The organism is Paenibacillus sp. LT-B23, from assembly GCF_059417685.1.
The window spans coordinates 1-17,382 of sequence record NZ_JBSQBM010000012.1 but is presented as its reverse complement, the minus strand read 5'-3'; the positions used below and the strand labels follow the sequence as shown (position 1 = coordinate 17,382).

17 protein-coding genes, 15 tRNA genes and 1 pseudogene are annotated in these 17,382 nt (G+C 43.2%); 10 read left to right on the top strand and 23 right to left on the bottom strand.

What is annotated here, in order from left to right:
* Positions 1–122 precede the first annotated feature (122 nt).
* Entirely contained in the window at positions 123–1,436 is a 1,314-nt protein-coding gene (locus ACWXW9_RS15915; protein WP_494930188.1) for a transcriptional regulator, read from the top strand.
* Positions 1,437–1,494: 58 nt separating this feature from the next.
* On the opposite strand, the gene ACWXW9_RS15910 is transcribed toward ACWXW9_RS15915, so the two are convergent.
* Together ACWXW9_RS15910 and ACWXW9_RS15905 are read right to left on the bottom strand one after the other, a co-directional pair.
* A complete protein-coding gene (locus ACWXW9_RS15910) occupies positions 1,495–1,845 on the bottom strand; it encodes a hypothetical protein (RefSeq protein WP_494930187.1) in 351 nt (116 codons plus the stop codon).
* Positions 1,836–2,726: a VanZ family protein gene (locus ACWXW9_RS15905; protein ID WP_494930186.1), complete on the bottom strand. Its 891-nt coding sequence runs from the start codon at positions 2,724–2,726 to the stop codon at positions 1,836–1,838. Before ACWXW9_RS15905 ends, ACWXW9_RS15910 begins: the two co-directional genes overlap by 10 nt.
* On the opposite strand from ACWXW9_RS15905, the gene ACWXW9_RS15900 reads away from it, so the two are divergent.
* Positions 2,707–3,435: an NAD(P)-dependent oxidoreductase gene (locus ACWXW9_RS15900; protein WP_494930185.1), complete on the top strand. Its 729-nt coding sequence runs from the start codon at positions 2,707–2,709 to the stop codon at positions 3,433–3,435. The two genes, ACWXW9_RS15905 and ACWXW9_RS15900, sit on opposite strands and share 20 nt — an antisense overlap.
* Before the next feature lie 280 nt (positions 3,436–3,715).
* Entirely contained in the window at positions 3,716–3,760 is a 45-nt protein-coding gene (locus ACWXW9_RS15895; RefSeq protein ID WP_494930330.1) for a hypothetical protein, read from the top strand.
* Positions 3,761–4,151: 391 nt separating this feature from the next.
* Here the strand turns inward: ACWXW9_RS15895 and ACWXW9_RS15890 are convergent, their stop codons facing one another.
* From ACWXW9_RS15890 to ACWXW9_RS15865, 6 genes are read right to left on the bottom strand one after another with little or no spacing between them, the layout of a single operon-like run.
* The gene (locus tag ACWXW9_RS15890; RefSeq protein ID WP_494930329.1) at positions 4,152–4,391 is read right to left on the bottom strand and encodes a NifU family protein; all 240 of its coding nucleotides are present in this window, start codon (positions 4,389–4,391) and stop codon (positions 4,152–4,154) included.
* 47 nt (positions 4,392–4,438) lie between these two features.
* Complete coding sequence (locus ACWXW9_RS15885; protein WP_494930184.1) at positions 4,439–4,651, bottom strand: hypothetical protein; 213 nt, start codon at positions 4,649–4,651, stop codon at positions 4,439–4,441.
* A 57-nt stretch (positions 4,652–4,708) separates the two neighbouring features.
* Complete coding sequence (sufB, locus tag ACWXW9_RS15880; RefSeq protein WP_494930183.1) at positions 4,709–6,106, bottom strand: Fe-S cluster assembly protein SufB; 1,398 nt, start codon at positions 6,104–6,106, stop codon at positions 4,709–4,711.
* 53 nt (positions 6,107–6,159) lie between these two features.
* Positions 6,160–7,467 carry a Fe-S cluster assembly protein SufD gene (gene sufD / locus ACWXW9_RS15875; protein WP_494930182.1) on the bottom strand — a complete coding sequence of 436 codons (1,308 nt, stop codon included), beginning with the start codon at positions 7,465–7,467 and terminating at the stop codon, positions 6,160–6,162.
* Between the two features lie 23 nt (positions 7,468–7,490).
* Positions 7,491–8,270: a Fe-S cluster assembly ATPase SufC gene (gene sufC / locus ACWXW9_RS15870; protein ID WP_494930181.1), complete on the bottom strand. Its 780-nt coding sequence runs from the start codon at positions 8,268–8,270 to the stop codon at positions 7,491–7,493.
* On the bottom strand, positions 8,251–8,772 hold the full coding sequence (locus ACWXW9_RS15865; protein WP_494930180.1) for a MarR family transcriptional regulator: 522 nt from the start codon (positions 8,770–8,772) through the stop codon (positions 8,251–8,253). The genes sufC and ACWXW9_RS15865 overlap by 20 nt, the downstream gene beginning before the upstream one ends.
* Before the next feature lie 404 nt (positions 8,773–9,176).
* Between ACWXW9_RS15865 and ACWXW9_RS15860 the strand changes: the two genes are divergently transcribed.
* From ACWXW9_RS15860 to ACWXW9_RS15830, 7 genes and pseudogenes are all read left to right on the top strand, one after another.
* A complete protein-coding gene (locus ACWXW9_RS15860) occupies positions 9,177–9,566 on the top strand; it encodes a sigma-70 family RNA polymerase sigma factor (protein WP_494930178.1) in 390 nt (129 codons plus the stop codon).
* A gap of 82 nt (positions 9,567–9,648) precedes the next feature.
* Positions 9,649–9,846: a helix-turn-helix domain-containing protein gene (locus tag ACWXW9_RS15855; protein WP_494930177.1), complete on the top strand. Its 198-nt coding sequence runs from the start codon at positions 9,649–9,651 to the stop codon at positions 9,844–9,846.
* 193 nt (positions 9,847–10,039) lie between these two features.
* Positions 10,040–10,711 (top strand): FadR/GntR family transcriptional regulator, encoded by a 672-nt coding sequence (locus ACWXW9_RS15850; protein ID WP_494930328.1) that lies wholly within the window; start codon positions 10,040–10,042, stop codon positions 10,709–10,711.
* Between the two features lie 570 nt (positions 10,712–11,281).
* Positions 11,282–11,717, top strand: a pseudogene (locus tag ACWXW9_RS15845) (ATP-binding cassette domain-containing protein); the annotation flags it as partial.
* Positions 11,718–11,890: 173 nt separating this feature from the next.
* Complete coding sequence (locus tag ACWXW9_RS15840) at positions 11,891–13,132, top strand: CynX/NimT family MFS transporter (protein WP_494930176.1); 1,242 nt, start codon at positions 11,891–11,893, stop codon at positions 13,130–13,132.
* A 911-nt stretch (positions 13,133–14,043) separates the two neighbouring features.
* Positions 14,044–14,322, top strand: coding sequence for a helix-turn-helix domain-containing protein (locus tag ACWXW9_RS15835; RefSeq protein ID WP_494930175.1), 279 nt, complete (start codon positions 14,044–14,046; stop codon positions 14,320–14,322).
* Between the two features lie 75 nt (positions 14,323–14,397).
* Entirely contained in the window at positions 14,398–15,606 is a 1,209-nt protein-coding gene (locus ACWXW9_RS15830; RefSeq protein WP_494930174.1) for a tyrosine-type recombinase/integrase, read from the top strand.
* A gap of 65 nt (positions 15,607–15,671) precedes the next feature.
* On the opposite strand, the gene ACWXW9_RS15825 is transcribed toward ACWXW9_RS15830, so the two are convergent.
* From ACWXW9_RS15825 to ACWXW9_RS15755, 15 genes are all read right to left on the bottom strand, one after another.
* Positions 15,672–15,753: transfer RNA gene (locus ACWXW9_RS15825), tRNA-Leu, on the bottom strand.
* A 188-nt stretch (positions 15,754–15,941) separates the two neighbouring features.
* Positions 15,942–16,015 (bottom strand) — tRNA-Cys (locus ACWXW9_RS15820).
* 12 nt (positions 16,016–16,027) lie between these two features.
* Positions 16,028–16,099: transfer RNA gene (locus ACWXW9_RS15815), tRNA-Gly, on the bottom strand.
* 7 nt (positions 16,100–16,106) lie between these two features.
* A tRNA-Gln gene (locus tag ACWXW9_RS15810) sits at positions 16,107–16,181 on the bottom strand.
* Between the two features lie 12 nt (positions 16,182–16,193).
* Positions 16,194–16,266, bottom strand: a tRNA-His gene (locus ACWXW9_RS15805).
* An 18-nt stretch (positions 16,267–16,284) separates the two neighbouring features.
* Positions 16,285–16,358: transfer RNA gene (locus ACWXW9_RS15800), tRNA-Trp, on the bottom strand.
* Between the two features lie 7 nt (positions 16,359–16,365).
* A tRNA-Tyr gene (locus ACWXW9_RS15795) sits at positions 16,366–16,451 on the bottom strand.
* Positions 16,452–16,456: 5 nt separating this feature from the next.
* Positions 16,457–16,532: transfer RNA gene (locus tag ACWXW9_RS15790), tRNA-Thr, on the bottom strand.
* Positions 16,533–16,554: 22 nt separating this feature from the next.
* Positions 16,555–16,627: transfer RNA gene (locus ACWXW9_RS15785), tRNA-Phe, on the bottom strand.
* Between the two features lie 39 nt (positions 16,628–16,666).
* Positions 16,667–16,743: transfer RNA gene (locus ACWXW9_RS15780), tRNA-Asp, on the bottom strand.
* Positions 16,744–16,768: 25 nt separating this feature from the next.
* Positions 16,769–16,842, bottom strand: a tRNA-Met gene (locus ACWXW9_RS15775).
* 27 nt (positions 16,843–16,869) lie between these two features.
* Positions 16,870–16,945: transfer RNA gene (locus ACWXW9_RS15770), tRNA-Val, on the bottom strand.
* A 69-nt stretch (positions 16,946–17,014) separates the two neighbouring features.
* A tRNA-Glu gene (locus tag ACWXW9_RS15765) sits at positions 17,015–17,086 on the bottom strand.
* A gap of 17 nt (positions 17,087–17,103) precedes the next feature.
* Positions 17,104–17,195 (bottom strand) — tRNA-Ser (locus tag ACWXW9_RS15760).
* A gap of 3 nt (positions 17,196–17,198) precedes the next feature.
* Positions 17,199–17,274, bottom strand: a tRNA-Asn gene (locus ACWXW9_RS15755).
* Positions 17,275–17,382 lie beyond the last annotated feature (108 nt).

Genomic DNA, 17,382 nt, shown 5'->3' with positions numbered 1-17,382 from the left:
TCACTGTCAAGAGATATTAAGACATTTTAAGAACATTGTTTTGGAGACTGCCGGAACATTGTAATATCACATTTATTGTGATATAACTCTTTTGATTGGACTGTTAATGAAAGGAATTTATTATGAAAATCAAGCTGGGTATTATCACGCCTGAGACCCATATGGACTATTTCCGCGCCATTGAAGAAGAAATGCGGACCTTATGCCAGTTCCGGTTTCTTACCATCAGCAATTTACGGGAAACAACAGACATCTATCTCAAAAACCTGGATTCGGTGGATGGATTTGTGATCAGCGGCAGGATGCTTTACGAGTCCATCGATAAGGAAAGCCTGGATGACAAGGTGCCTGTTCACATTTTGCAGGATGATGAGAACCTGCTGTACAGGGAGCTTTTCCGGCTGCTGGTTACAGAACATGGGCTGGATATCTCTCGGATCTATGTGGATTATGCGTATATCATCGAGTCTTTCAGCGAATTCCAGCAATACCTGACTCATGAGGGCAAACCCATTGACAGCGGAGATTTGCTCAAACGGGTGGAGACCATGCTGGAGAACCATATCACGCTGTGGGAAGATGAGAAAATAGACCTGTCCATCACGGCGTTCGGCCATTTTGTCCCGGAACTGCAAAAGCACGGAGTCAGATATATCTTAATCCGCCCCACCTTGGAGAACGTCAAAGAGACCATAAGCGAGATCATCAACGAAATTACCATCCTCAAGCTTAAGAACCAGAGGGCAGTTGTTGCATGCTTATCGGCCATAGCAGAGCAGCCACCCTCTGAAGAGCAGCTTCATGAGCTAAAAGTCCTTGTCGGCAGGTTTCTGCACAGCATGAATCTGGCAGACACGGCCCAAATTTCAGAAGGCTTTGTCAGACTGTACACTACCTACGGAAATTTCATGAGGATCACCTCTAACGCGCATAACTGCACCCTGCTGGAATATCTGGAAGAGCGCATAAGCGACAAGGTGAAGATTGGGTGGGGCTCGGGGCATGAATATTTTCAAGCGAACGTCAACGCTACCAAAGCTCACAGACAGGCGGAGGCCTTTACGGGCAGTTGCAGCTTTTTTATAGACGAGAACCAGAAGGTTGTCGGCCCCATGCGGAGCATGAATGTCATCCAGTTCTCCGAACAGGGGGACCCGGAAATCATTGCGTTAGCCAAAAGGATCGGAATCAACAACATCAATTTGCAAAAAATCATGTCCTATGCAGAAATCATGAGAACCAATAAATTATCCTCTGAGGATGTTGCCGAATGCCTGTCCATGACCGTCAGAGGTGCAAACCGTATCCTTAACAAAATTGAAGAAAGTAAGTACGTACAAACGGTATTTGAAAAACGGGACAACAGTAAAGGGCGGCCAAAAAAATACTACGAGCTGTTGTTTCTTGACAACGAAGGACGAAAATTAAGCAAATGATGACCATTGGCAAAAAGGCATGTTTTCAGTTTCGAAAACATGCCTTTTGTGTGCATATTTACTGGGTCAAATCACTCCCTGGCCGGACGACCAGCTCTGCACATGCTGCAGAAACCGCCGCGTTGCTGGTGAAGCATATTTCATCGAGTTGACCCGCGAGGCCAAGGGAACGGAAGCTGCGCTCTTTCAGCCCAAGCATGGCTACATGCTCATGCTGGAACCGGGTGACCAGCTCCGGGAGGATGCTGCTGCCCAGGCCTTTTTCCACCATGGCAATAATGGCGTAACCGTCCCCGGCCGAGAACTGATGCCCGCCTTTTTCAGCACCCGTCGCACATCCTAGTCCGAATCGGCCTTGGGAATGATGAAGTCCTCGTAAGTCGAATTTAATCAGTGGACTCAATTCCAAAAATATTGCATCTTCCTATATCCGACATCCCATATTTTTTCGTTCCCCTCGATAGTTATCGTGAGTTGACCACCTACTTCAATAGGAATTTTAAACATTGCCGGGAACAGCTCGGGATTAAGACGTTGATCTTCTCCAGAACTATTTAATACTTCTTGTCCATCAACGGAAACCCTAACGCTTCCCGAATAATCCGCTGGTTCATGCGTTCCATAATACAAAGAGAATATCATCTGCTCTTTATACTTATACGTAAACGTCTCTATATTCCTATTCCTACCTTCAACGCCATACATATTAAAGCGGGGTTTTATGTCTTGACCGCTTATTCTAAAGCTATTTACATTGTTACCAGTTGATATATTTCCGGAACTGTCTATCAATTCATTTATCGCCACAAAGGGACCTTCTTCTTTGGTTAACGCTTTATCCAAAATCCCAGATAATCCCCATCCCCCTAGAAACAAAACCATACAGGAAATGGAGGTTATTACAATATTGCGCCGAATATTGCTTGAACGAAAACCAAGCTTGTACGCCCCAAAACCGACTGCTGCGCCTAATGAATTCAGAAGTGCGTCGTTAATGTCGAAGCTGCCCAGAAACGATAGTGCCTGTATGGTTTCCATCACAATAATCGCCAGAAAGAACAATGTAATGAAGCGAATAAAGGAGATCCGATATAACAATGGGATGAATATACCAAAAGGGATAAAGGCTATAAGGTTTCCGAATCCCACCAAATCCATGAGGGTAGGATGCAGAAGGTCAGATATTGTTGGCAAATTAAAGGGATTGTCCGGCAAAAAAATAAAGGTGTAGCCCGTTGTGCGCTTACAGACAGGTGCAGGATTTGATAATGTGGATATCCCTGCCTGCACACAACGTAACATTTGGGTGGCCAATGCTGCAGGCGTGAATGCACAGGCAGTAGCTGAGCACGTTATGGCGCTGATCTTGTCTTATTTTAAAAACATACCGTTTCTGGATGCATTCATGAAAAACAGGATGGATGAACATCATTTGGACTATACCGGATATGAATTAGAAGGGAAAACCATTGGGATTATCGGTTTGGGCGCTATTGGAAAAAAAGTAGCTGAGCTTTGCCGAGTGTTTGATATGAGGGTGCTGGCTTATAAGAGAAATTCCGTTGCACAATCGGACGGTTTTGTGAAAATGACGGATTTTGATACTCTTGTAAGCACATCGGACATCGTCAGTGTACACTTGCCCTTGAATTCGCAAACCAAGCAGTTGATCAACAAAACGATATTTCAAAAAATGAAGAAAACCGCTTTGTTTATCAATACGGCCCGCGGCGGGATTGTCAACGAACGAGACTTGATTGATGCTCTAAAAAACGGGGATATTGCCGGCTCATGCTTAGATGTGTTTGAAACTGAGCCGCTTCCTTTGGACAGTGAGCTCCGGAATCTGGGGAATGTGATCCTTACGCCCCATACAGCAGGAATGCCTGATGGCCGGAAATTTCATAAGAAAAGATATGACTTTTTTGTCAATAATATAAAACGTGTAGAAAATGGTGAAGAGCCTGAAAGTAAGCTCAATGAGTTTTTACAATTTTGATGCAATAAAAAAAATGAGCTATCGGACGCAGACCCTTGCAACTGCGTGCTTTCCGATAATTCGGGCAGGGACGGATAATGCTGCCGTCAGGCTAATAGATACACATTCCCGCACCTGGTTTCCCATAGATAATGAAAAGGGTAAACCTATGTTGTAGCCCTCCGTTTATGTCATAATTCACCTATCATTCACTTCTAGACGATAAAAAGAGGATGAACATGAATAGCATTTTAACTCTGCTCCATTTAGCACAAAAGGTGACAAAGAAGCTGAAGCCAAGTTGATTACCCATTATGAGCCAGTTATCAATAAATACGCAAAATGAAATCATTCATGAAGATTGCAAACAACAGTTGACAATTACTTTTATACTGGCAGTTAGTTGCATTGATTTTTATCTTTACAACTAATTATTTGCAAAGCCATATGGAGTACACTTCATATGGCTTTGCATTTTCAAAAATATTTAATTTTAGCCAAATATTATCATTTTATTATATATATAGTTGCCTTTCTCATTCCATATTCCCATTTATAAGAAGCCATAACTTTGACTGCTTCTTGATCCTTTATACTTTCATATTATTCACTTCAAGTGTGCTCCTTTCTCTATGGTGAGAACGAGCGAATGAGTGCTGACAGCTCTCTCAAGATGCCTCAGACACACAGTATGCGTACATTTGAGGATACATTTAGTGTCTTTTACCTAAATAAATTCAGAATACTTGTACAACTTCTTTAATCTCTTCAATCTCTTCAAGAATTGCACGTTCAATTGCAGCCTTTAACGTAATTGTCGCACTTGGGCAACCGTTGCAAGCTCCCAAAAATCTTAATTTGGCTATACCGTTCTCAACCTCTACCAGTTCAGCGTCTCCACCGTCACGCAGTAAAAATGGACGTAGTTTGAGAAGCACTTCCGATACTTCATCGAATAAAATTTCATTTTCCTCCATTATGCCAGATCCTCTCATTGTTTTATCAACATTCAATTTATGCCCTTTCATTCTGGATCATCTAATTGATCCTTTGCTTTTTGTATAAGAGAGGCCTCTTGAGCTGAAAGTTCCATTAAAATCGTATAAATGGGATCTGTAGGTATCATCACACCACAACTTGCGCTTAATCCTAACATCATATTAAGGTAGAATTGAACTTTCTTTTTTTCGCGAGTAATTTGATCTAATTCTGAGATGTCTGAGTTTTTTTTCTTCATGAAAATACACCCCGTGCCTCTTAAAAAGTAAAATGCTTGATTGATTAAATTAATGAATCAACCAATGCTTCCTTCCATTTCAAATTGAATCAGCCTATTCATTTCAACGGCATATTCCATCGGCAATTCTTTGGTAAACGGCTCAATAAAGCCCATTACAATCATTTGTGTGGCGTCCTGTTCTGTAAGTCCGCGGCTCATTAAGTAAAATAATTGTTCCTCGGATACCTTAGATACTGTTGCCTCGTGCTCCAAAGTAATCTGATCGTTTTTAATTTCATTGTACGGAATCGTATCTGATGTTGACAGGTTGTCCAAAATCAACGTATCACACTTAATATTGGACTTAGATCCTGCGGAATCGCGGCTGAAGCTTGACAATCCCCGGTAGTTTACTTTGCCACCCTGCTTGCTGATGGATTTGGATATAATCGTAGATGTTGTCTCGGGAGCAAGGTGAATGACCTTTGCGCCGGCATCTTGATGCTGATCTTTACCGGCTACGGCAATAGACAGGATGGAACCCTTGGCTCCCCTTCCTTTCAATATTACAGCCGGATACTTCATGGTTACCTTGGAGCCGATGTTGCCATCCACCCATTCCATTGTGGCATTTTCCTCTGCCACAGCCCTTTGAGTTACCAAGTTGTAGATATTAGGCGCCCAATTCTGGATTGTCGTGTAACGGACACGGGAATCTTTCCGGCAAATAATTTCAATAACTCCGCTATGCAGAGAACTGGTACTATAAATAGGCGCTGTGCATCCTTCAACATAATGGATAAAACTACCCTCTTCGGCAATAATTAATGTCCGCTCGAATTGTCCCATATTTTCAGAATTAATACGAAAATACCCTTGTATAGGAACCTCACACTGAACACCCCTCGGGATGTATACAAAGCTGCCGCCTGACCAAACCGCACTGTTAAGCGCCGCAAATTTATTGTCGGCGGGAGGGATGATCGTTCCAAAATGTTGCTTGAACACTTCAGGATATTGCTTTAAAGCAGTATCCGTATCAAGGAAAACAACGCCCTGATCCTCCAGTTCCTTCCGCATACTGTGATAGACTACTTCCGACTCGTATTGAGCAGATACGCCTGCTAGAAACTTTTGCTCCGCTTCAGGAATCCCCAACTTGTCAAAAGTTGCTTTGATCTCGGAGGGAACCTCCTCCCAGGTCTTTCCTTGTTTTTCAGACGGGCGAACGTAATATTGGATGTTATCAAGATTTAGTTCAGACAAATCCGCTCCCCATTGAGGCATCGGCATTTTGTAGAATTGTTTCAAAGCTTTCAACCGAAAATCGAGCATCCACTCCGGCTCTTCCTTGATTCTGGATATTTCCCGGACGATCTCTTCAGTCAGACCTTTTCCAGATTGAAAAATAGACTGGTGCTTGTCGCGAAACCCATATTTATATTCACCCATATCCGGCGCTTTTTTAGCCATTGTTATCGCTCCTTTTAACTTTCATAAGACTCACTTTGATTGGCTCTGATTCCCTATGATCTGCCAAGCTTTTTCTCCACTACATCCTGCAGGCGGCTACGCACTCCCTCCAGCGGGATCTCCGAAATAACAGGAGCAAGGAATCCGAAAATAACAAGATATTCGGCTTCACTCCGTGAGATCCCGCGCGACATCAGATAATAGATTTGTTCCGCATTTACTTGCCCCACGGATGCAGCATGACCGGCGGTTACATCATCCTCATCTATCAGCAGGATTGGATTGGCATCACCGCGCGCATTTGGACTTAACATCAGTACACGTTCTGTTTGCTGACCATCACAATGGGTTGCACCTTTTTCAATTTTTGTAATCCCGTTGATAATAGCCGTAGCTTCTTCACGTATTACTGCTCGTGTGATCATTTGACTCGCCGAGCTTCTGCCAAAATGCTGGGCTTGCGTAGTATAACTCAATTTCTGGTCCCCAGAGCCTATCGCAATTACCTTGGCGTCAGAGATGGACCCGTTACCCTGGAGCAATGTTTTGGTATCACTGGCGGTATAGCCATTATTCATCTCGCCGATAATCCACTCTACACCACCATCCGCAAGCGCAACCGCACGCCGCTGGGTGAAATCCGTTGTTGCTGCAGCAAGCTGATGAACAGAAGCAACTTGCACCTTGGAGCCTGCCCCTGCAAACACCTCTACCACACCATTATGCAAAACCTTGATATCATCTCTGCTCGATATATAATGATCCACATAGCTGATCTTGCTGTTGTTACCAGCCACAATCAAGATGTGAGGAGCAAAAAGCGCTCCGCTCGTATCGCTATAAAAGATCGCTTGAATGGGAACTTCAACCTCTATACCATCTGGGACATATAGAAAAACGCCACCACTCCATAAAGCACTATGCACAGCAGACAATCTGTGCTCTTCCGGTTTTACAGCCCCGTCGAGATAACATTGAACCAATTCCTCATGTTCTCTCACCGCAGTATGCAGATCAGTTAAAATTACACCCTGTGCGGCTAAATCAGCCGACAATTCTGTGTACACTACATCCGAATTGATCTGAACGATGAGTCCGCCTTCCACCGAAGAGGCAACTAAACCTCGAACAATCTCCGGCGCATCTTCCAACCCTAACCATGCATTCTCAGCTTTGTAATCACCAATTTCGTAGATATCCCATTTTTCAAGTTTAATTTTTTCCACTTTAGGCAGCTCCAGCGTCCCTGTCAGCTCAAGTGCCCGAATCCGGCGTTCAAGCAACCAACGAGGTTCATCCTTAGCACTTGACCAAGCGCATAAAGCGTTCGCATTCATTGAAATTTTTGCTTGTATACCCACCTGCTTTTCCCCCTCTTCAGCTTTCAAACTTCCTCGCCTACCGTCTCATCCGTAATTCCAAGCTCCTCTTTTACCCAATCGTACCCTTCTGCCTCTAAACGATGGGCAAGCTCCGGGCCACCAGATTTGACAATCCGACCTTGCATCATGACATGCACAAAATCCGGGGTAATATAGTTCAGCAGGCGCTGATAATGGGTAATGATGATAAAACCTCTGTCTGGACTGCGCAACTCATTTACACCATTGGCTACAATACGCAGTGCATCAATATCAAGCCCGGAATCTACTTCATCCAAAATTACAAATTTGGGTTCAAGCAGCATCATTTGCAAAATCTCATTCCGTTTTTTTTCGCCACCGGAAAATCCCTCATTTAAATACCGATGGGCGAATTCTGGATTCATCTCCAGCCCCTTCATCTTGCTCTCCATTTCACGAACAAAACGGATTAAGGATATCTCCTCGCCTTCTTCACGCCGTGCATTAATGGCACTTCTGAGAAAGTCCGAGTTCGTTACGCCGGCAATTTCACTTGGGTATTGCATAGCAAGGAACAAGCCTGCCCGAGCACGCTCATCCACCTCCATCTCCAGAAGGTCTTCATTGTCCAATATCACCTTGCCGTCAGTAACCTCATATTTGGGATGCCCCATTAAAGCCGAAGCCAACGTACTTTTCCCCGTCCCATTAGGCCCCATAATCGCATGAATCTCTCCGCCATGAATTTCCAGCGTGAGCCCTTTTAAAATTTCTTTTCCTTCAATCTTTGCTCGTAATTCCTCAATCTTTAATGTCGTCATTTATCTTAAACTTCCCTTCGGAGTATTCTTCGGCACGCGCCACCAGATCACTCATGAATTTTCCAATAGTCTGCAGTTCAGCCTCTGTATAGGATTCAATGAATTGGTAAAACCTTTCTTCTTTTTCTTTGTGCATCTCTTTATGCAAATGATAAACATGTCTTCCCTTATCCGTTAAACTAAAGTAAATCTCCTTACGATTGTTGTTCAGTTGACTTCTCATGATAAAGCCCATTTCCAGCAACTTTGAACTAATATTTGTAATGCTCGCTTTGGATAAATCCATTTTTCTTACAATTCCAGTATGATTTATTGGTTCATGATCACCAATGCAATCAATAACGTGTACACTAGTAATATTATTGGAGAGCATGTCGATCTGATGCTTTCTGGCTTGCTCCCGAAACAAGTGAATTTCATGTTCAGTATACAATTCATTCAAATGCAGCATTCTAATATATTGCTCGTAAAGACGACCTTTAAAATGATTTTGAAATTCCAATTACACAATCTCTCCTCTCTTGTAGTAGTTACAGATCAACTTCATTTGCCAAACTAGTACCTTGACCGTGTCAAATCTTTGGATTTATTTCATGCATGCCGTGCACCAGGTCCGCTTGAAGTTTTTCCCAATCCCTAGATTTACTTTGGTCAAGGTACTAGATTATTATATTTTTGTTCAGTTCTGAACAAAAATATAATAACATGAATGATATTGATTATCAATATCATTATCAAATAGGGAGTGAGGATTAGGCTCGAGAAGATTTCCAATAGACGCCTACAAAGGTGGGGTGCGTAACTAATGCTGAAAACTACCTATAGACCTCCACCTTTGATTTTTTTTAGAGGTTGCCTTTTTTCGACTCTGATCCCCATTTAATTACAGAGAGGAGTTGGAAACTTATGACATTAAGGGTTGAGGCTAATGACTTCTTAGAAAGAGCATTCAGCAGTTATGTTAAAGCCTGTCTACAGCATGCTCAAAAAGATTATTTTGAAAAGCTGCGACGCGATTCAACTTATATTGTTCCTTTCGATGCTGTCACTTTTGAGATTAGTATCAATTTTCTAGTTGATCAGAGCAACTTGTCACAACATCAACATGTTCTTGTTTTTTCTCAAATTCCTGAACTATCACATCTCACATTAAAAGAACAAAAAATTGTGTATCATAAGTATTACGAAGATAAAACTGACAAAGAAATTGCTCGAATTTTAGGAATCAGCAAACAAGCAGTGTCTAAAATGAAATCAAACTTATTGGTGAAGCTTAAAAGAATTATGGAAAGGTAAAGGCTCGTTTGCTTGTCGCAGTCCTCCCGCTTTATCATACAGCGCTGATATTTTGCAATTGAATGATAAAAGGAGGACAAACATGAATAGTACTTCTACTCTACTCCATTTAGCGCAGAATGGTGACAAAGAGGCAGAAGCCACGTTGATCACTCGTTATGAGCCAGTTATAAATAAATACGCTAAACGAAATGGAAGTATGGACGAGGACTGCAAACAACAGTTGACGATTGCCTTTATCCTGGCAGTTCGGCGCTTTGATCTTAGTCGTTATAAATAAAAATGGACAGGTCATGTGGAGTAGGCTTCGCATGGCCTGTCCATTTTTATTTACATATTATCTACTTTTCCAATTGTATTTTCTGAAAAAGTAATGATAATAATTATCAATTTCATCTTTCCAAGTTAAAGTTAATCTGATATAATACTACCGAAATACCAAACATCCTACGTTTAATGAAGGAATGATGCTATTGTTAGCCCAGACTCAACGTTTAACCTTGGTGGAACAGGTGGCCTACCAGATCCAGGGGAAGATCGAAAATAGCGAATGGCAAGTAGGGATGCGTATTCCTCCAGAGCCCGAATTAATGGAACAGCTTCAAGTCAGCCGTAATACCTTGAGGGAAGCTATTCGGGCTTTAACGTATGCGGGTCTGCTGAAGACCAGACAAGGGGATGGGACCTATGTCTGCTCCTCAAGTGTTTTGGGGTCAGTGATTAAAAAAGTGATTCAGCATACCGATAAGCTTGAGAGCCTGGAGGTCCGATATGCATTGGAAAGAGAGGCTGCTGTCCTGGCTACGCTCAGGAGAGGCGAAGAAGATTTGGAGGCGATTCGGACATGCTTGGACCAATGCAGAAAAGCAGCCAGCCAGCATGATCTCAAAGCTTATGCTCACTGGGATGTCGAGTTTCACAAAATGGTGATTGCTGCTTCACATAACCAATTGATGGCGAATTTGTACAATCATATTTCCGAGGCACTGCAAAACATGCTTTTGGAAACGAAGGACTTCAAAAATGCGGCTTTTTATCTCGACTCTCATGATTTGCTTTATCAAGCCATTGCCAATCAGGATTGTCACCAAGCTGAGGTGGCTGTTCGTTTATACATTGAAAAGGCCCATACTAAACTGTGCTAAATGAAGCATTCAAATGTACGGACACGACTAGTCCCATGAATAAGAGGTTTGGAGCTTATCAACATACTGTGACGTTATTTTCTCCTATTACCGGCCATACAAAAAGCTGTTTTATTGGACTTCACCTGTGCGGTGATAGCAGACCTGCCCAAATTAGGTTTTCCTATTGCAGTAAACCAATTCGTATACAAGCTTCTATCCGAAAAAAAATGGTCCCTCGTTATAGGGGCTTCTATGGTGTTTCTGGCCATTTATGTATTGAATACCACTGTTTAAGTACATTGTGAATAATGGCTGACATATGTTGGGTGTTAATATAGAGACCGATGTACGAAAAAAGATGTTTGACTACCTGCAAAAGCTGTCCTTTTGCTTCTATGATATCCATAAAAACAGACACCTTATGATTCGAATTTCCAATGGCTTGAATGAAATAGGCGAGGTGGCACACTATGGTCCCGAGGACTGCAAGGCAAAATTGCATTTGAGGAAATCTCATTTGGGTACGAGGGCTTCGCTCTGGTTCACAACAATATTAACCTGATGATCCGTGTGCTGCCACACTTTTAAGAAGTTACACAAGGCAACATACGAATTGATGAAATGAACATCACCGATATTACCCTCTCCTGCCTTTACAGCAATATCGGGATTGTCCAACAGGATGTCTATTTATTTTCAAAAAGCATCCGTCAGAATATCGCTTATGACAATATCCAGGAATTCGCTCACTGGGCTTAACTAGAGGTTTTTATCCTTGTACAATCTGAAGGGAAGTATTAAGTGATCGGAGAACGTGGGGTAGATTGTCCGGGGGGCAAAAACAGCGACTGGCTATTTAGCGATGTTCCTTAAGAATTCTCCAGCCCTGATCCTGGACGAGACCACCTCTGCACTGGATACCGAAATTCAGCATTCTCTTGCAGAGCTTTCAGCGAGAAGAACAACTTTGATGTTTGCTCACCGTCTGGCAACCATAAAGAGAGCAGATCAAATTGTAGTCGTACCGTATATAGCGTTGAATAACAAGGAAAACAGGAACATTGCTTGCCGCAGTTGGACATTACAGTCATTTTATGACCCACAGTTTGGTGATGTACAATACATTCCCTCTTAAGGGTACTTCCTCCACATGGATGAAATTGACGATTATTAACTTAAAACGTAGGAGGATCCCTTATGAATTCACCAGAACAATTGTTAAAAAATCAGGATGGCATATCCAGTACCGGCATTCGCAAGCAAGCCACACTCTGGTTCATGATCGTAGGAATTATTTTTATCGCAGCGAATTTGCGTGCTCCTCTCACATCGGTGGGACCATTAGTCAGTCTTATTCGAGAGAACGTGCATATTTCAAATACCTTTGCAGGCTTGATTACCACAGTTCCACTAATTGCATTTGCATTGTTATCACCTTTTGTACCAAAATTAGGGCGTAAATATGGTGTAGAACGTATTATCCTGATTTCCCTTATTTTTTTGTGTATCGGTATTGCTGTTCGCTCGTTATCCGGAGCAGTGACCTTGTATGTTGGAACTGCAGTTCTGGGGTTTGCTATTACCATATGTAATGTATTACTACCTAGCCTGATTAAACGGGAATTTCCGCAGCAAATGGGTACTATGACAGGAGTTTATTCTGTTTCCATGAATTTATGCGGGGCGATTGCTTCCGGTATTAGTGTTCCCTTAGCTGTGGGGGCAGGCTTGAACTGGCAAGGAGCCTTGGGAATATGGGGGATACTTAGCGTCATCTCCGTTCTCTTTTGGGTACCGCAACTCAAGGCTCCAGCGAAACCAGCCGCTGTTGCCAACAACGCAGGTAACAACCATCAGGTCAATATATGGCGCTCTGCATTGGCTTGGCAGGTGACTCTTTTTATGGGAATACAGTCGGCCATTTTTTATGTGCTGGTGGCATGGCTGCCTGAAATACTAAAAGATCAGGGCATCAGTTCAAGTCAATCCGGCTGGTTTCTCTCGATTCTGATTATGGCTTCGCTCCCCTTTGCATTTATCGTTCCAGTTATGGCTGGTCGCATGTCTAGCCAACGATTGTTAGTGGTTATTACAACAATTCTACTTTTGATCGGAACACTTGGACTTCTTTATAGTAGTATCCATCTGCTTCTGTTTTGGGTTATTATTCTTGGAATTGGAGCGGGCTTTGCCTTTGGCTTGTCCATGATGTTTTTTGGCTTGCGTACCCAAAGTGCCCATCAGGCGGCTGAATTATCGGGCATGGCCCAATCCATCGGATATCTGCTAGCAGCAATTGGCCCAGCGCTGATTGGATACTTGCATGATGCCAGTCATAGTTGGAGCGTTCCGCTCCTAATATTGGTTGGTGCTTCTGCCCTACTCGGTATCGTTGGCCTAGGTGCGGCTAGAAATCAATTTGTTGGTTCTGGGAAGTAATTCCATGATATAAAAACCTTAAACACAAGATTCACAATCATTCTAACATGAAAGACAAGTATACAGGCAGGTACCTTGTTGTGCTTGTGCTGCGCCAGCTTCAAGCCAAGTAAGAAGGCTTCGCATCACTTGCAGAAAGGGAGCTCAGACAAATTAGAGAGCGTTGCTAGCCAGTATACGAATTTTCAGCCCAATTTAAAGCCCATTATAATGCAGGTTATTAGCATTTAATTACTCGTTATGAGCCAGTTATTATTAAGTACGCAAAACAAATGGAACCGACTTGCGACAGCAGATGACGATTGCCTAGATCATGGTAGTTCGTCGCTTAGATCTTAGAACCTACGAATAAAAAAGGGATTGGCTCTGTGTATCTTACTACACAGGGCCAGTTCTTGTTTTCACACAGTCTATTTTAATCTATTTCGAGAAAATTTTCAGGAAACAGTTGCCCTTTCCTCTCCTAATCCCCATTTATATAACAGGAAGCGATCATCGTATATTTACTTCCTTGATTACAATTTGATCATTGAAAACTTCATACTGCTTGTTTCAAGTACATTCCTTTCTCCTCTGCGAAAACAGAAGCGACGAAGCGGATACGCCATAAAAGCTCTTTCATTTGAGCTGAGCGACCATCTATTCGGCTGAAATCATCCTGTGGTGGGATGAATCGCCATAACCGGCGAAAGGGATTATGATACTTCTGCCCGGCCAGCGTCACTGCATTGGGGGCAGCTCGCTCGGATGAGGGGGAGCTTTGGGATGGCCAAAGCTATGATGCCGGTTAACCAGCGGCAGCTTGAAGCATCTAACTTTATCCTTTGGAGATGATCACATGTGGACTTTTTTCTACTATGCACATGGCCCGCCTTATGCTTCTACATACATCATGAAAGGAGAGCTTTTCTATGTCAGATGATGCTACTTTTGAAGCTAAGGAAACTAACTTGCTACTCACCATGTTCAAAGATTATCCAGATGTTGTTAGTATCCCGCAATTATGCGAAATGCTTGGTGGAATTAGTTCTAAAAGTGCGTACAAACTTTTACAAGCCAATCGAATCCTTCACTTTAAAATTGGACGAGCCTACAAGATACCAAAAGTCCATGTTATAGCCTACCTTCAATCATTGATACATGCTCAACAAATAAATTCAGAATATAACTTCACTGCTTTAAAGCATTGAACTATTAATTGTACTGTGTTATAGTTGAAGTGTCAATGGTAGGTTTATGGGCTGCTAACCAAAGGAGGATCAGGTATGATAGCAGGCCACCTACAAGAAAAGAAAGGGCTTTTCTATATCGTTCTCAATTGCAAGGATGAGAACGGCAAACGAAAGCCAAAATGGATTTCGACTGGCCTCCCCGTAAAGGGAAATAAAAAAAGAGCTGAAATCTTACTTCAAGAAGCCAGAAAGAATCATCACCTGCAGGAACAAGTACAAGCAGAGGAAGCACAAAAGCAGGCTATTACAGTAGCAGCTACCGCGCCCGCGGCTAACAGTAAAAGGCTGTTTGCAGACTTCATGCTGCAATGGCTGGAAATGATGAAGAACAGCATTGAGCTTATCACCTATATCTCCTATTCAAATGCTGTAAAAGGCCGTGTAGATCCTTATTTCCGTAAAAAGGGGATTATGCTTGAGGATTTGACTACAGAGGATATTCAGACCTTCTACACGCATGAAATGAATGTTCGAGGTGTAACTGCCAATACCGTAATTCATTACCATGCGAACATCCGTAAAGCCCTTCAGTATGCAGTAAAAATAAAGCTCATTGTAGCAAATCCTGCTGTTCTCGTGGAACGTCCTAAAAAGAACAACTACGTAGCAAGTTTTTACAATGTCGAGGAAATAAATCAACTTCTATCCGTTATTAGCGGCGAAAAAATAGAACTCGCTGTTATTCTCGGTTCTTTTTATGGTTTAAGACGAAGTGAAGTGGTGGGATTAAAATGGTCAGCTATAGACTTGGTCAATCGTACCATTACAATTAAGCATACGGTTACCTCAGGGACATTAGATGGAAAGTTTATTGAAATTGAAAGTGATCGTACGAAGAACAAGGCGAGTCGTCGCACATTACCACTGGTGGATACGTTCTATGATCTGCTAATCCGTATGAAGGAACAACAAGTGGCTAACCGCTCATCTTATGGTGACACCTACTGCTATGACTATTTGGAATATATTTATGTCGATGCGCTGGGGAGGAGAATTAAGCCTGGCTACATTACACAAAATTTCTCTATCCAGTTGGATAGACATCGTTTTAGGCATATCCGGTATCACGACCTCCGTCATAGCTGCGCAAGCCTGTTACTCGCCAGCGGAATAGGAATGAAGGAAGTTCAGGAGTGGCTTGGCCACAGTGACTACTCAACCACAGCAAATATTTATTCACACCTGGAATATAGCTCAAAAATCTCATCTGCCAAGGCAATGAGTGAACGAATTAAAATCTAAAGAAATGTATATGAAAAAAGGATTATAAAACTGCTTCAAAAAGCAATCTTATAACCCTTTTGATATACCGATGGCCGGACTCGAACCGGCAAGCCTCTCGGCACCGCATTTTGAGTGCGGCGTGTCTGCCAATTCCACCACATCGGCGCACTATATATCTCCTCTGCATCAATGTTCTCCCTTTGAGAAAAGGGAGAGAACTACAAGAGAGAACTCTTGAAACACTTTCTAAACAAATCAGTCATACCAAGGCTTTAGCGGTTATTTCTTCGACTTACGCTCACGATTTTGAGTCGAGCGCGTCTGCCATTCCGCCACGCCGGCATATATAATTATGGAGGCGCCACCCAGACTCGAACTGGGGATAAAGCTTTTGCAGAGCTTTGCCTTACCACTTGGCTATGGCGCCAAAGTATAACGAAGCGGACGACGGGAATCGAACCCGCGACCCTCGCCTTGGCAAGGCGATGCTCTACCGCTGAGCCACGTCCGCATTAAGATGGCTGGGGATATAGGATTTGAACCTATGCATGACGGAGTCAAAGTCCGTTGCCTTACCGCTTGGCTAATCCCCATTAAAGGTAAAGGGCGACCGATGGGGCTTGAACCCACGAATGCCGGAGTCACAGTCCGGTGCGTTAACCACTTCGCCACGATCGCCACAAAGACAAAAAAATTTGGCAGGGGCAGCAGGAATTGAACCCACACCAACGGTTTTGGAGACCGTTGTTCTACCTTTAAACTATGCCCCTATAAAACTGGTGGAGGATGATGGATTCGAACCACCGAACCCGTAAGGGAGCAGATTTACAGTCTGATGCGTTTGGCCACTTCGCTAATCCTCCAAAAATGGTGCCGGCGAGAGGACTTGAACCCCCAACCTACTGATTACAAGTCAGTTGCTCTACCAGTTGAGCTACACCGGCACATAAATTATTCAATTAAAAGTGGCTCGGGACGGAATCGAACCGCCGACACGAGGATTTTCAGTCCTCTGCTCTACCGACTGAGCTACCGAGCCTTATTCTAAGGCTCTTCGACAAATATTATATTACTAAAATGGCGGAACTGACGGGATTCGAACCCGCGATCTCCTGCGTGACAGGCAGGCATGTTAGGCCTCTACACCACAGTTCCAAGGGTATTTCCTAAGGGGAATTAATTGCGGGGACAGGATTTGAACCTGTGACCTTCGGGTTATGAGCCCGACGAGCTACCGAACTGCTCCACCCCGCGACAATAATAAGTATTCAATTTTCCAAGTGGTGGAGGCTGAGGGGCTCGAACCCCCGACCCTCTGCTTGTAAGGCAGATGCTCTCCCAGCTGAGCTAAGCCTCCACAACGCAACACTTCACATATTATACCATTACAAGCTTTTTATTTCAAGCTCTTTTATAGAGTAGTTAATGACCCGTAGGGGAATCGAACCCCTGTTACCTCCGTGAAAGGGAGGTGTCTTAACCGCTTGACCAACGGGCCTTACAATAAATAATATCTGGCGGAGAGAGAGGGATTCGAACCCTCGAGACGCTTTTGGCGCCTACACGATTTCCAATCGTGCTCCTTCGGCCAACTCGGACACCTCTCCATATGGCTCCCCGAACAGGACTCGAACCTGTGACAACTCGATTAACAGTCGAGTGCTCTACCAACTGAGCTATCAGGGAATAACAAACATTTGTTTCAAGGTTACACCCTGAAAACTGGATCCGAAACTCCATTGCGTCCTATCCTTAGGATAAGCCCTCGACCGATTAGTATTGGTCAGCTCCATG